The following is a 15,025-nucleotide window of genomic DNA, read 5'->3' on the forward strand; positions in this document are numbered from 1 at the left end:
GTGCTCGGGACTTTCACCCGTTAGATTGCGCCCATGCCGGGCGCACATAGAAAAAATCCCCGGCAGCAGGCTAGCTTGCCGGGGATTTCTAACGGTTCAGAGATTGAGCCAGGCGTTACTGTACGTAACAGTCAATGATTTCTGACACCTCATCTAAAAAGATCGGGCCTATTTTCAAATCAAAACAGAAGACCCCATGGTTACCGGAAAGTAAAATCAGCGAATTCCCTTTGACCACGTATTTCACTGACCCGGGGAAGGCTTCGGAATCGATCAAAATGCCGCGGTTGCGGTCATTGGTATGCCAGTGCTTGTCATTGAAGATTATTTTGTTAAAATTCATAAATCTCACCCACTACGACAGGTACTCGACTTTGACGTAGCTTTTCCGGGCTGTCACCTTGAGGTAGTCGTTGAGCAGCCGGACATAGAGTTCAGGTTCATCCCGCGCCACTGATTTCAGATTGATGCCATTGACCCGGCTTTCGCCGACAATCATAATTTTATACTGGTCCGTGACAATCCGATCCAACCCGGCGTTGACCAGGTTATCGTGGAGCTTGTCCTTCAACGCTTTGAGCAGATCTTGCTCAGCCTTGACCTGCTCGCTTTTGACGAGGGTATTTTGAATCAATTCACCGTGATTTTCCATAAAAATTTCCTGAGTCATATTTTCTCCTTTATTCTTAAGCAGGTAATCCACCTGCAGCCAGTCGGGGAAACCAGTCTCATTCCACAGCAAAAACATCTTGAACCATAATAACTGAGCGGCGGTGTTATAATCAACTAAAGTCCGGCTGCACGATCAATGACGGTTGCTGGCGGCTGAGTGTTAAGGTTGTGCACGACAAAAAAACCGGAACAACATTGAAATGACTTCAGGCTGTTCCGGGTTCTGATTGATCTTTATAAAGTTATTTAAAAAATTGATATTTAATAAAATGGGCGGGTCATTTATTTTTTAAAATAATCCAATCGTTCGACTACTTTTTCCATCGTTTCGATGAACTTTTTCTGTTTGTCCCGTTCAATTTCGACCACCTTTTCCGGGGCCTTGTCGGTGAACCCTTTGTTTGACAGTTTTTGGGCGACCCGGTCAATTTCCTGCTGGAGCTTCTTTTTCTCAGCTTCCAGACGGGCAATTTCTTTTTCCTTGTCGACCAGTTCGTCGAGGTTAATATAGATTTCCAGATCTTCGACCACGGCGGAGACATAGTTTTCCTGAATCTCGGCTTTGGTAATCGGCAGAATCGTTGATACCGAGGCCAGCTTCTGAAAGTAATGGAGCGAGTCCGCCATCAATGACAGATGTTCCTGGTTATTGGAAATCAGGAATAACTGCGTTTTTTTGGAATTGGGCACATCCATTTCAGCCCGGATGTTGCGGATGCTGCGGATGGCGGCCATTAAAAACTCCACCTGTTTTTCATCTTCCGGGAAGACATAGGCGTCATTAAAGTGCGGCCACTGGGCCACCATGATATCACCGGTGGTACCCGGCAGGTAGCCGTTGATCTCTTCGGTAATAAAGGGGGTAAAGGGGTGGAGTAACCGCAGGATCGTATCCAACACCACTCTCAGGGTGTATTGGGCCGAGATTTTGGTTTGCTCTTCCTCACCGTATAACCGTGGCTTCACCAGTTCGATATACCAGTCACAGTATTCGTTCCAGGCGAAATCATAGATCTTTGAAGCGGCGATGCCCAGTTCATATTTGGTCATATTATGGTTGACTTCCGCAACGATGGTGTTCATCCGGGACAGAATCCACTTGTCGGTATTCTCCAGATTGGCGATGGCGGTGTCTTTTTTGTCCATAATATCTTCATCCAGATTCATCAGCACAAAACGGGCGGCATTCCAGATCTTGTTAAGAAAATTACGGCTGGATTCCACTTTTTCATCCTGCCAGCGGATATCGTTGCCGGCTGAATTACCGGTGATAATGGTAAAGCGCAGGGCGTCAGCACTGTAGGTTTCGATCAGTTCCAGTGGATCGATGCCGTTTCCTAACGACTTGCTCATCTTACGGCCCTGGGAATCGCGCACCAGACCATGGATATAGACATCTTTAAAGGGCGTTTCGCCCATTTCGAAGAGGCCCATAAAGATCATCCGGGCGACCCAGAAGAAAATAATATCATACCCGGTGACCAGCACCGTGGTGGGATAGAACTTTTTCAAATCTTCGGTATGCTCCGGCCAGCCCAGCGTTGAGAACGGCCATAGCCCGGAACTGAACCAGGTATCCAGCACGTCTTCATCCTGGCTGATGTGGGTACTGCCACATTTTGGACAGCTTTCGGGAGCGGTCTTAGCAACCACCATCTCCCCACAATCGTCGCAATAATAGGCGGGAATTCGATGTCCCCACCACAATTGCCGTGAAATACACCAGTCTCTGATGTTTTCCAACCAATTGTAGTAGATTTTGTTAAACCGCTCGGGAATGAAATCAGTATCGTGGTTGCGTACCGCATCCAGAGCTGGGCCCGCCAGTGGTTCCATTTTGACAAACCATTGTTCGGAAGTCATGGTTTCCACGGTGGTTTGGCAGCGGTAGCATTCGCCAACATTATGCTGGTGTTCTTCAATTTTTTCCAGCAGCCCCAGCGCTTCCAGATCTTTGACAACCGCTTTACGACAGTCATAGCGATCCATGCCGGCATATTTTCCGGCCAGTTCGTTCATCGTGCCGTCATCATTAAGCACCCGGATCTGTTCCAAATTATGGCGCAGTCCGACCTCGTAGTCATTGGGATCATGGGCAGGGGTCATTTTAACCACGCCGGTACCAAAGCTCATATCGACATAGTCATCGGCAACAATGATGATTTTTTTGTCGAGCAGGGGCAGCATCACGGTTTTGCCGATCAGGTGCGCATAACGCTCATCTTCGGGATGAACAGCGACGCCACTATCCCCCAGCATTGTTTCGGGTCGGGTGGTGGCCACGACCAGATAGCCATCACCCTCCGTTAGCGGGTATCGGATGTGCCAGAGATTGCCCTGGTGTTCAGCATATTCCACCTCAGCTTCGGACAACGCCGTTTTACAGGTGGTACACCAGTTGATAATGCGGCTGCCCTTGTAGATCAGGCCTTTTTCATAAAGGTTGACAAAGGCTTCGTTAACGGCCTGGCTGCAGCCTTCATCCATGGTAAAGCGTTCGCGGCTCCAGTCACAGGAGGCCCCCAGTTTTTTGAGCTGGTCGGTAATCCGGGTTTTGTAAGTCAGCGCCCAGTCCCAGGCTCGTTCCAGATAGGCTTCGCGACCGATGTCCTGTTTGGTTTTACCTTCTTCTTCGCGGAGCTTATCGACGACTTTAACTTCGGTGGCAATACTGGCATGGTCGGTTCCCGGCAGCCACAGGGCGGAATATCCATCCATTCGTTTATAACGGGTCAAGACATCCTGCAGGGTGCCATCAAAGGCGTGACCCATGTGGAGCTGTCCGGTTATATTTGGCGGTGGCATCACAATCGTAAACGGTTTGCCGTCGGGGTTTACTTCCGGCTTGAAATAACCCTTTTCCTGCCAACTGGCATAGGTTTTATCTTCTACTTCTTTGGGATCATAAGTTTTTGACATTTCTTTCTTCATTTTGCACCTGCTCTTCTTAATGGTCTTCTATTTCTTTGATTTTGTAGGGATCGGCTTGCGGCTCAGGGAGCGCCTTTCGGGTGGTATAAGCGGCGATGAGGTCTTTACAGAGCTCGATGGTTTTACTCATTGAGCGTTTCTGGGCCTCCTCCGACATATTCTCGGACATGCGTTTAATGATATATTTATTTTCAAACAAAAAATCAACCATCGAGGTCAAATCTTTGATCTTATCAACTTTAATGGCCATTCCCCCATCAACCAGGTAATCGGCATTTTCTTCTTCCTGACCGGGATAATAAAAAGGAATAATCATGGGGATGTTTTTAACAATCGCTTCGGTGGTGGTAAGGCCCCCGGGCTTGGAAATGATAGCATCAGACTCATCCATCAGCTCGGAGACATTATTGACAAAACCGTGGATTTCAACAATTTTATCAGTGCCCGTTTCCCAGGCGTAAAGACTTTTGATTTCTTTTTCAATTTTGACATTGTTGCCGCAGACCACAATAATTCGGATTTTCTCTTTGACCTTGAGTAATGAAGAAAAGGCTTTTTCCATTTGCTTGCTGCCCAAACTGCCGGCCATTAACAAAATCGTGCCGGCCACATCGGAAATCTCTTTTCGCTCCAGATGATTATTGGTTAAAAAGGTCTGTCGAATCGGAATCCCGTAGGGATAAATAATCTCCTCGGCAACGCCCTTTTCGACCATCGTTTGTTTGGTATAGTCACTGCCGACAACATAGGCATCGATCATTTTTTTCAGATAAAGAGTATGAATCTTATAGTCGGTGACAATCGACAAAACCGGAACATCAAAAGCATTATGTTCTTTAAGCGTACCCAATACATTGGTTACAAACGGGTGGGTGGTAATGATTAAATCCGGTTTTCCAGAATTGATCAGGGGCACGATATCGGGATTCATGACCTTGGTCAGAACCTGGAAAATGCCCTGCTGAAAATGATTCATATTATTGAATTGATTGTACATTTGCTCATAAAGCTTGGGTACATTCACCACCATTTGCTGATAGCCTTTAGTAATGAGCCGGTCCAGGGTGATATTCGTTTCTTTAAAGGCATCATAAACTTCAGTCTGATAGCCGGCTTCATCCAGCGATTCTTTTAAAGATTGGGCGGCTAAATTGTGACCGGCACCGGTTGAAGCGGTAAAAATAAATACTTTTGACATGGTAGACCTTAATCTTCGAATTCTTTAGTAAACTTGTAATTTACCCGCATCAGTTTTCCGCCCATGGCTTCTTCTCTTCTTTTTTCAACAAAATAGATGCCACCAAAAACCATTAACATTCCTGCTGCAACAGCAGAAAATCCGACTAATATTTTCTTTAACATAAGAAACCTCCATATATTTGATTTTTCGAAACTGCTTGAGTGCTATGAGCTTCGTTGTTAATTTTTTAAATTGCTAGTCTTATCATTTATACTTCCTGTGAATCACTTAAAAAAACGGTGCCGATTTCTTCGCCGTCGAGAATTTTATACAGGACCTTAACATCTTCGCCGGAGGCAATGACCATGTCGATGCCGCAGTCGGTGGCGTATTTGGCGGCTCCCAGTTTGGTGATCATGCCGCCGGTGCCCAGACATGAAGCGGTGTTGCCGGCGCTTTTCATCAGCTCGTTGTCAACTTGGTGGACGGTTTGGATCAGTCGGGCTTCTTTATTAAGCACCGGATTATCATCATATAGTCCATCGACATCGGACAAAATGATCAGCAGGTCGGCATCTACCAGGTCGGCGGTCATCGCTGACAGGATATCATTGTCGCCAAAACATTCCTCCTGGATTTCATCGGTGGCGATGCAGTCATTCTCGTTGACAATCGGAATGATGCCCCCTTCGATCAGGGCATTGAAGGTATTCATCGCGTTATTGCGCTTGATCGTGTGTTTAAAAACATCTTTGGTCAGCAGAATCTGTCCCACGGTCTGATGGTATTCATCAAAGAATTTATGGTAGACCCGCATCAGCAAGCCCTGTCCCACCGAAGCCGCGGCCTGTTTTTGTTTGAGGGTTTTCGGTCGCTCCTTCAGCTTCATCCGGTTCATCCCGGCGCCAATGGCCCCAGATGAGACCAGTACCATTTTTTTACCGCTATTTTCCAGATCCGTCAACACCCGGGCCAGGATTTCCAGTTTCCGCAAATCCAGAGTTCCGTTTTGATGAGTGACCGATGTTGTTCCCATTTTAACCACAATGGTGGTGGCGTTTTTTATCTTTTCTCGCATCTAAATCTCCTAAGTTGTGTATCCTAGTTAATTATTATATCAAACAATGGGAAAACATCAAACTTTTTTTAGCTGCATCCGGTGGTGGTACCGCAGTCCAGACATAATTTACAGGTGCCATTGCGCATCATCCGGTCACTACCACAATGACTGCAGGTTTCACCGTATAAAACCTCGCCAGACACCTCTTTATTGTAGTCCTGAGGGTTGTTATCGGCGGTACTGACACTTTTAACCATATTTTGTTTATGCATCAGGGTGAAGTTTTTCGGTTTAACCTGACAATTGGAAAAGTCCCCATGTTCAATATCAATGACCTTGCTGATCAGATCCGAAATTGACGAGGCAAATTTGATGTAGGGATGTCGCGATACAAAACCGGAGGGCTCGTATTTCTGACCTCTTAACATCTTGGAAATCTGATCGGGCGGGATATGATATTGGAGCATATTCGAGATCGATTTGGACAAGGATGCCAGCAGCCCTTTGACAACGGTCCCCTCTTTATCGGTCGACACAAATATTTCCGCGATGCCGCCATCTTCATAAAAGCCGATTGTGATATAAAGCTCAATATCACCGATTTTGGCCGCATGGGTGCGGCTGAGGCGCATTCCTTCCGGTCGGACGCGGTTCAAAGCGGTGGCTGAACCGGCTTTTACCAGCGCCAGCAATTCAGCATAGGAGTAGTCATCCAGTGCTTTATCCTGGTCATCAGCCATCCCCGAGCTTAACGGCTGGGAGGCCTTGCAACCATCCCGATAAATGGCGATCGCCTTGGTTCCGGTCCGATAGGCCAGTAAATGAATGTTTTCGACATCTTCCACGGTGGCATCATTGGGCAGATTAACGGTTTTGGAAACCGAGCCGCTGATCATTGGGGTAATTGCCGAGACCATTAAGACGTGGCCCATTGGTGAAATGGTGTTGGCAGTATCAAAAATTGGCAAATGTTCCGGCTTGATATGGGGCGCGCCAGCCACGCCTTCATGGAGAAAATATCCCTGGCTGTCTTTTTCCAGTAAGTAAGTCAGGATCTCGCCGATTTCTTTTTCATTGTAACCAAGATTGTAAAGGGCCATTTCCATCACCGGATTGACGATCTCCATCGATCCGCCGCCAATCAGTTTTTTAAAGACGACATGATTATAAAAAGGTTCTACTGAGGTCGCACCGCAGTCCATTGCAAAGGAAATCGTTCCCGTCGGCGCAATCACTGACACCTGGGCATTACGGTAGCCATAAACATCACCGGCTTCTTCGGCGAGTTTCCAGGCATTTTTCAACCCGCTGCTGATATCTTTAAAGCCCATTTTCTGAAGCAGCTTATGGTTGATCTTAATTGGTTCATAATGCAGTTCTTCATAATCATCGCTGCGGGCTCCGGCCACCCGACTGTGGTTGCGGATGACCCGTTTCATATAGGGTTCGTTGATTTGATATTTCGGGAAAGCCCCGATTTTGCCGGCCATCAGTCCCGAAACATAGTAAGAGGTTCCGGTCATAATCCCGGTGATGCCGGCGATCAGATTGCGGCTTTCGGCGGAATCATAGGGATAGCCCAGGGCCAGTAGCAATGATGCGGCATTGGCAATACCCAGCCCAGTAGTGCGGAACAGATAACTTTTTCGGGCCACATCCTGGGTTGGAAATTGACCATGGTAAATAGAACCTTCCAGGGCGCATTGGATCAGGCCCACCAGGTGAATATAGGGTTCAAGTTCAAAGCTGTTGTCTTCCTGATTGTAAAACTTGAAGATGTTAATGGAAGCCAGATTACAAGCCGTATCATCTAAAAAAGCATACTCCGAACAGGGATTGGTGGCATTGATGCGATTGATTTTTTCATTGAGGTTACCATTTTCGCCGCCGGGACAGGTATGCCAGGCATTGAAAATATCATCAAACTGAATGCCCGGATCGGCACATTCCCAGGTGGCTTGATTGAGATGATTCCATAATTCCTGCACCGGTACTTCCCGATCGACCTTATCGTCAACCCGGCCCCGCAGTTTCATTTTATGATCCGGCTCGTTTTTTAAGTTTAAGACGGCCTGCATAAATTCGGCGTTAAGGCGGACGGAGTTGTTGCTGTTCTGGCCGCTGACCGTTTGATAGGCTTCCCCATCCATGGAAATGTCGTAACCCATCTTGCCCAGATCCCGGACTTTTTGTTCTTCTTTGACCTTCCAGTTGATAAAATTATCAATTTCCGGATGATCAATATCAACGATCACCATTTTGGCTGCCCGCCGCGTGGTTCCCCCCGATTTAATGGCTCCGGCATTGCGATCCAGGCCCTGGAGAAAACTCATCATCCCCGATGACTGGCCGCCGCTGGTCAGGCCTTCGTTGGCGGCTCTGAGGCTGGAGAAATTGGTGCCGACTCCGGAACCGCCCTTGAATAATTTGGTTTCACTGACATAGTGTTCGGAAATGGAATGATCACCGAGCAGCCGGTCCTGGATTGATAAGATAAAGCAGGCGCTGGCCTGGGTACGGGTATAGCGGTCTTCGGATTCCAGCACCGTTCCGGTGGCCTCATCGTAATAATAGAGATCATCCTTAGAGCCGGAGATATCATAACTGCGTTTCAGGCCGGTGTTAAACCACTGGGGTGAATTGGGGGCCCACATCTGCATCAGGAAGGCGTAGACCAGCTCATCGTAATAAATCTGCCATTCTTCATCGGTCTCAATCAGTCCTTCGGCGCGGATGGCGTCGGTCCAGAAACCGACCAACCGGTCAGCAATTTCGCGCATGCTGTGTTCATAACCAAATTGGTTGGGAACCCCTTTGCGGCGGAAGTATTTGGTGGCGATAATATTACAGGCATTCTGAGAGTAATGCTCCGGGAATTCCAGGTCTTTCATTTCATAAATGGTCGCACCGGTTTTATAATTTTTTAAAATAACGTCGACAGTCTGCCAGGCAAACAGATCGTAAACGGTTTTGTCTGAATTTTCCAGCTCTTTGGTAAAGACCCGCTTAAACAGTTGATTTATTTGATTCAATTCTTTTGTTCCTCCTAATTTTTATACATGATCTGGGGTTGTATCTCTAATTATAATCATATATATAGTGTTTAACAATGTATTTTTATGTTTTTCAATACCAATCTCAAACAGTATCTTTGAGCAAATAAAAAGGCTCATGATCGAGCCTTTTATCCTAAAGTCGTTTGTATTGATTATTGTGTTTTTTAGTTTTTCATTTTAACTTTCTGGCCCAGCTTACTTTCCTTACCCTGGATGATCCGGCCAATATTTTTGCGATGCTGGAATAAACTGAACAAGCATAAAACCACCGCGAAAAGAACTTCGGTGATGGTACGGCCAAATAGCAGGGTGAAAACTGGCAGCATTGTCATGCCGACCATGGAGGTCAGGGAGACCATTTTCCAGATTGCCAGAACAATTAATCCGATCATGATGGCAATAATGGCAACCTCCCAGTCATAGGTCAGAAAGACCCCCAGCGATGTTGCGGTGCCCTTGCCGCCGCGAAACTGCAGAAAGGCTGGCCAGTTATGACCGGCAACGACGGCGATGCCGCCTAGCACCAGAAAAACCTCATTGACGCCTAGGGCATAACGACCAATCACAATCACCAGACAGCCTTTTAAGGCGTCCAGCAAAAAGACCGGAATGGCAACATTTTTCCCCATCACCCGGAGCACATTCGTTGTTCCCGCATTACCGCTGCCGTAGTCGCGGACGTCTTCATTCTTTAAAAATTTTACCAGGATATAGGCAAAATTTAAATTTCCTATTAAATAAGCCGCGACAACAAAAACAAGTCCTATAATAATCGACATTTCACTACCCCTTTAACACATTAAATTTTAGTTATTTTGAGTTGTTCAATGAGCGTTCCCAGTTTTTCCAATACCTCATCATAATGCTCGCGATGGTGAGGATAACTGCAAGCACTGCAGTTTTTAATACCCTTATCGGTATAAGTAAAATGACCGCCACAGTTATTGCCCAGGGCATACAGCGGGCAATAACAAAACAGACAATTAAAATCTTCTAAATCACCGACCTGATGGCACGGAAAGTACTCACAGGCGGTATGCTGAAAAAATTTAAAATACGAAGCGTCTTTTTTCATTTTTAGACTGCATTCATGCCGGCCTGGAGGGCTTTGACATTGAGATCTTTAAATTGGGGTTTGACATTCTCGGCAATAATTGCTTCCCAATCGATATCGGTCAGACCCATCGATTTGATAATCGAACCCAGTAGAATCACATTCATGACCTTGGGATTACCCAGTTCTTCGGCCATTTTGGTGGCTGACATCACCCGCAGATTAACCTTGCTGCTGATTTCTTCGAGAATATTGTCGGGATAGGTGGTGGCACCGATAATAACTGACAGCGGGAAGATTTCGGTATCATTGACGATCATCTTGCCGGTCGGTTTGAGGTATTCCAGGGATCTCAGCCCCTCCATTTTTTCAAAGGCCACGACGATGTCGGCACTGCCGATTTCAATCACCGGTGACTGGACATCATCACCGTAACGAACTAACGAAGAAACCGAGCCACCGCGCTGGCTCATGCCATGGATTTCGCTCATTTTGACATCATAACCGGCTTCCATCAAGCCAGTTGTTAACAGCTTGGCCGCCAAAATGGTACCCTGACCGCCGACACCAACTAATACAATATTTTTTGTTTCCATCACTATCTCACCTCCACGGTAATGGCTTGTTTGGGACAGATCTGTGCACAAACACCACAGCCAACACAGGTCTCTTTAAGAATGCCAGATTTTTTATTGGCGCGATCAAAGGCCAAGGCCGGGCAACCGGATTTCAGGCATTTTTTACAGCCAATGCATTTTCCCAGATCGACGGTGGCAACCATTTTAAAGGCCGTTGGGAACTCTTCATTGTCCTGAGCGGAGAACTTTTTAAGGACACAGGGCCAACGGGTGATAATAACAGCAGGTCCTTCAATATTCAGACCCCATTCAATCGCTTCCTGGACGATCTGGAGATTATTGGGATCGATAGAAATCAGGTTTTTGACGCCGCAGGCTTTAACCATCGCTTCAATGTCGATCATTGGTGCGGCGTCGCCCTTTAAATCGTAGCCGGTGCCAGGATTCTGCTGGTGACCGGTCATCCCGGTAATGCGGTTATCAAGGATAATGGTCAGGGTATTACTTTTATTATAGGTAACATCCATCAGACTGGTGATACCAGAATGGAAAAAAGTTGAATCGCCAAGAATCGAGACCACTTTTTTTGAATGATCGCCTTTGATATCAAAAGCTTTTTGAACCCCATGACCGGCACTGATACTGGCACCCATGCAGATCATCGCATCAGTGGCATTGTAAGGCGGCATCAGTCCCAACGAATAGCAGCCAATATCACTGAAGATCATCAGATCTTTGCGGCGGCCCAGTTCATAAAAAACGCCACGATGCGGACATCCGGCACACAGTGCTGGTGGTCGCGGTAAAACCATTTCGGGGTTCGGCTCAATAATTTGGGTTTCCTCATTTAAAAGGGCTTTGCGAACCCGGTCGGGAGTCAACTCACCCATAGCGGGCAGTTTTTCTTTGCCAATACAGTCAATGCCAGCCGCTTTGATTTCGGTTTCCATAATCGGATCATTTTCTTCAAATATATAAAGAGTCTTTTTCCCCTTGGCGAAGGCGGCAATTTTTTCCATCGGCAGCGGATAAGAGAAACCAATTTTTAAATAGGAAACGGTCTTGCCAAACACTTCCTTAGCGTAGCGATAGGCCACCCCAGATCCGATAATACCGATATCGGCGCCGTTATCTTCAATATAATTAAAGGGTGAGTTATTGGAATAGTCTTCCAGGCGTTTGAAATTATCCGCCAGCTTCACCTGCATGCCTCGGGCAAATGCCGGCAGCGGGCAATATTTCCGGATATCCTTTTCATAAGGCTTATCAACCGGTTCGACCCGGTCGCTACAGTCGACAATTGACTTGGAGTGACAAACCCGGGTGGTCATGCGGAATAACACCGGCATGTCATAGGCTTCACTGACAGCATAAGCTTCTTTAAGCATATCCTTGGCTTCCTGACTGTCTGATGGCTCAAACATACAAACCTTGGCATGACGGGCATAATTACGGTTGTCCTGCTCGTTTTGTGATGAATGCATGCCTGGTTCGTCGGCAGTGACAAGAACCGCCCCGGCGTTAACCCCCAGATAAGCAAAGGTAAACAGCGGATCGGTGGCAACATTGACGCCGACGTGTTTCATCGCACATAAACTTCTGACACCACCAATCGATGCGCCGGCCGCAGCTTCCAGCGCGACCTTTTCATTGGGGGCCCATTCGGAGACAATTTCCTTATAAGTAGCCACATTTTCTAATATTTCAGTACTTGGTGTCCCGGGATAGGCGGTGGCAAACTTTACCCCAGCCTCCCAGGCCCCTCTTGCGATGGCTTCATTTCCTGTTAATAATAGCTTCATTTCTTTCTTGATGCTCCTCTCGTATTTGGTGACAGTTATCCATTCGCTGGGTTAAATATGCCCCGAGAATAATGGAATTTAATTTATTTTCATAAGAATCCGATCGGGACGTTAAAATAATGGGCACACAGGCACCCATCACGATCCCTCCCAATTGGGCATTACCCAAATGAGTCATTACTTTTATGATTGCATTACCGGTTTCGATGTTGGGCATGATAATAACGTCGGCATCGCCAGCGACATCCGATTCATAACCTTTGACTAGGGCTGCTTTGGTGGAGATTAGCAGATCCATCGCAATCGGACCTTCAACCAGCACATCAGCACCAAAATAGTGATCCTGGGATAGTTGCTTTAATGCTGCGCCATCCACGGTTGCCGGCATTTTAGGATTAACCTTCTCTTTGGCCGCCAGGCAGCCAACCTTAATCGGAGAAATATCCAGCAGTCGCGAAAATTCGACAGCATTGGTGATAATCCCTTTCTTTTTTTCGAGATCCGGATCGATGATCATACCACCATCAGACAAGATTAGAAATTTGTGATAGGTAGCGATGCGGACCATCATAATACTGCTCAGCAGGCGGCCAACCATCAGACCATCAGTCTTATTAATCACGGCTTTGAGAAAAATCGACGTGTCGACCAGACCCTTCATAATAAAATCAGCCTGTCCCTGACGGACTAAAGCCACGGCCTTTTCACAGGCCGTCGTCATATCGGCGACGTCAAGGATCTCCATTTTACTGACGTCGATGCTTTCATTACGACTGATCGTTTCGATTTTAGTGCGACTGCCAACCAGAATGACGCGCCTCAGGTATAATTCGTTGGCGGTGGCAAGGGCTTTTAATAAGTCACCTTCCGCCGCTGCGGCGACAACCAGGGTCCCCTGCTCGCCCAGTTTTACTGATTCGCCAAGGTCATTAAAATTATCAAACATCTTAACCTCATTTTTTTCATATGAAACATTATACACTAATTCAAACCCATAATAAAGAAACAATTTTGTTACAATTACTTCAGGACAATCATCGACTGCTGCTGAACGCCATGAAATAAAATTTATGATAAAAAAAGCTTCCTGATCTATTCTAGCACAGAACAGATCAGGAAGACTATTACAAACACAGAGATATTTTTACCTGCTATCAAAACCGCTCCTTTAATTAAGGAACTATTCTCGTTCGTCCAACGGTTCGTAAGCCCGTCGCTCGCTGACATTCATATAGGCGGGACGAATAATTTTACCGGCATTGATCAGTTCTTCCAGACGGTGGGCGCTCCAACCGGCAATTCTGGCGATGGCAAAAATCGGGGTAAACAGTTCCAGCGGTAATCCCAGCATGCTGTAAACAAAGCCGCTGTAAAAATCGACGTTGGCACTGACACCTTTGTAAATTTTTCGTTCTTCGCCGATCACTTCCGGAGCCAGCCGTTCGACCATTGAATAGAGTTCAAATTCGTCATGCAAGCCCTTTTCTTCTGATAAGCTGCGGACAAATCCTTTAAAGACGTTGGCCCGGGGATCCGATACGGAATAGATGGCGTGACCCATCCCGTAAATCAGACCGGCATTATCAAAGGCCCGTTTGTGCAGCAGATCGACCAGATACTGGCGGACCTGTTTTTCATCGGTCCAATCGTCTAACGTTTTTTTCATATCTTCGAACATTTCAACCACTTTAATATTGGCGCCGCCATGTTTTGGTCCTTTTAGCGAACCCAGCGAAGCGGCAATAACCGAATAGGTATCGGTGCCGGAGGAAGAAACTACATGGGTGGTAAAGGTCGAGTTATTCCCACCGCCATGTTCGGCATGAAGAACCAGGGCAATATCCAGAATCCGCGCTTCCAGCTCAGTATACTGGCTGTCTGGTCTCAGGATATAGAGAATATTCTCGGCGGTTGACAGCTCCGGTTGGGGCTGATGAATAAACAGACTCTGATCATCATGATAATGTTTATAAGTCTGATAGCCATAGACCGCCAATAATGGAAATAAGGCAATCAGCTCCAGCGACTGTCTGAGCACATTGGGAATCGAAACATCACTGGCATTGTCATCATAGGAAAAAAGCGTCAACACACTTCGGGCCAGAGTGTTCATCATATCAGAACTTGGCGCTTTCATGATGATGTCACGGACAAAGCTGGTTGGCAAGCTGCGATAGTTACCAAGAACTTTGGTAAAGTTATTCAGCTCCTCCGGATTGGGCTGATCACCAAATAGCAGCAGATAGACGACTTCTTCAAAACCAAAACGTTTTTCTTTGACAAAACCATCCACCATTTTTTCAACATCAACGCCGCGATAAAATAGTTTGCCTTCGATGCCAATTTTTTTTCCGTTTTCCAATTTAGATGACTGAATTTCTGAGATTTCAGTCAATCCGGTTAAAACTCCATTGCCTTCTAAATCTCTCAGACCGCGGTTAACTTGATATTTTTTATATAATTCAGGTTCGATGTAGCTATTTTTTACACATAATTCGCTATACTCTATAATTTCAGGGGTAATTTCCGAAAAAACACGATTCATCATCAATCTCCTCTATCTCACTTATTTTATATAATTATACCTTAAAACTGGATCCAGATAAAGTTAATTTATCATTATTTTATGCATTTTTGAAAGACCATTTAAAATAATCCCTTTTTTCTCTTCAGTTTCCGTAAATATTATGAA

13 protein-coding genes are annotated in these 15,025 nt (G+C 46.2%); all 13 read right to left on the reverse strand.

The features are described from left to right. Nucleotides 1–115: 115 nt before the first annotated feature. Nucleotides 116–343, reverse strand: a complete 228-nt coding sequence (locus ABGU93_RS12710; RefSeq protein WP_347413816.1) for a hypothetical protein — start codon at nt 341–343, stop codon at nt 116–118. A 12-nt stretch (nt 344–355) separates the two neighbouring features. Beyond that, on the reverse strand, nt 356–670 hold the full coding sequence (locus ABGU93_RS12715) for a hypothetical protein (RefSeq protein WP_347413817.1): 315 nt from the start codon (nt 668–670) through the stop codon (nt 356–358). 284 nt (nt 671–954) lie between these two features. Then, entirely contained in the window at nt 955–3,603 is a 2,649-nt protein-coding gene (locus ABGU93_RS12720) for a valine--tRNA ligase (protein WP_347413818.1), read from the reverse strand. A gap of 16 nt (nt 3,604–3,619) precedes the next feature. Further along, complete coding sequence (locus ABGU93_RS12725; protein ID WP_347413819.1) at nt 3,620–4,801, reverse strand: glycosyltransferase; 1,182 nt, start codon at nt 4,799–4,801, stop codon at nt 3,620–3,622. Nucleotides 4,802–4,809: 8 nt separating this feature from the next. Beyond that, nucleotides 4,810–4,965 (reverse strand): stress-responsive transcriptional regulator PspC, encoded by a 156-nt coding sequence (locus tag ABGU93_RS12730; RefSeq protein ID WP_347413820.1) that lies wholly within the window; start codon nt 4,963–4,965, stop codon nt 4,810–4,812. Between the two features lie 86 nt (nt 4,966–5,051). After that, a complete protein-coding gene (gene proB, locus ABGU93_RS12735) occupies nt 5,052–5,861 on the reverse strand; it encodes a glutamate 5-kinase (protein WP_347413821.1) in 810 nt (269 codons plus the stop codon). A 68-nt stretch (nt 5,862–5,929) separates the two neighbouring features. Further along, nucleotides 5,930–8,875 (reverse strand): vitamin B12-dependent ribonucleotide reductase, encoded by a 2,946-nt coding sequence (locus ABGU93_RS12740; RefSeq protein ID WP_347413822.1) that lies wholly within the window; start codon nt 8,873–8,875, stop codon nt 5,930–5,932. 188 nt (nt 8,876–9,063) lie between these two features. Further along, entirely contained in the window at nt 9,064–9,678 is a 615-nt protein-coding gene (plsY, locus tag ABGU93_RS12745) for a glycerol-3-phosphate 1-O-acyltransferase PlsY (RefSeq protein WP_347413823.1), read from the reverse strand. Nucleotides 9,679–9,698: 20 nt separating this feature from the next. After that, a complete protein-coding gene (locus ABGU93_RS12750; protein ID WP_347413824.1) occupies nt 9,699–9,974 on the reverse strand; it encodes a cysteine-rich small domain-containing protein in 276 nt (91 codons plus the stop codon). Nucleotides 9,975–9,976: 2 nt separating this feature from the next. After that, the gene (locus tag ABGU93_RS12755) at nt 9,977–10,549 is read right to left on the reverse strand and encodes an indolepyruvate oxidoreductase subunit beta (protein WP_347413825.1); all 573 of its coding nucleotides are present in this window, start codon (nt 10,547–10,549) and stop codon (nt 9,977–9,979) included. A gap of 2 nt (nt 10,550–10,551) precedes the next feature. Next, complete coding sequence (iorA, locus tag ABGU93_RS12760; protein ID WP_347413826.1) at nt 10,552–12,333, reverse strand: indolepyruvate ferredoxin oxidoreductase subunit alpha; 1,782 nt, start codon at nt 12,331–12,333, stop codon at nt 10,552–10,554. Further along, entirely contained in the window at nt 12,308–13,279 is a 972-nt protein-coding gene (locus tag ABGU93_RS12765) for a phosphate acyltransferase (RefSeq protein ID WP_347413827.1), read from the reverse strand. Before ABGU93_RS12765 ends, iorA begins: the two co-directional genes overlap by 26 nt. Nucleotides 13,280–13,513: 234 nt before the next feature. Beyond that, nucleotides 13,514–14,881: a citrate/2-methylcitrate synthase gene (locus ABGU93_RS12770; RefSeq protein WP_347413828.1), complete on the reverse strand. Its 1,368-nt coding sequence runs from the start codon at nt 14,879–14,881 to the stop codon at nt 13,514–13,516. Nucleotides 14,882–15,025: the final 144 nt, after the last annotated feature.

Origin of the sequence: Acetobacterium sp., from assembly GCF_039830195.1 — a bacterium.
GTDB lineage: Bacteria > Bacillota > Clostridia > Eubacteriales > Eubacteriaceae > Acetobacterium.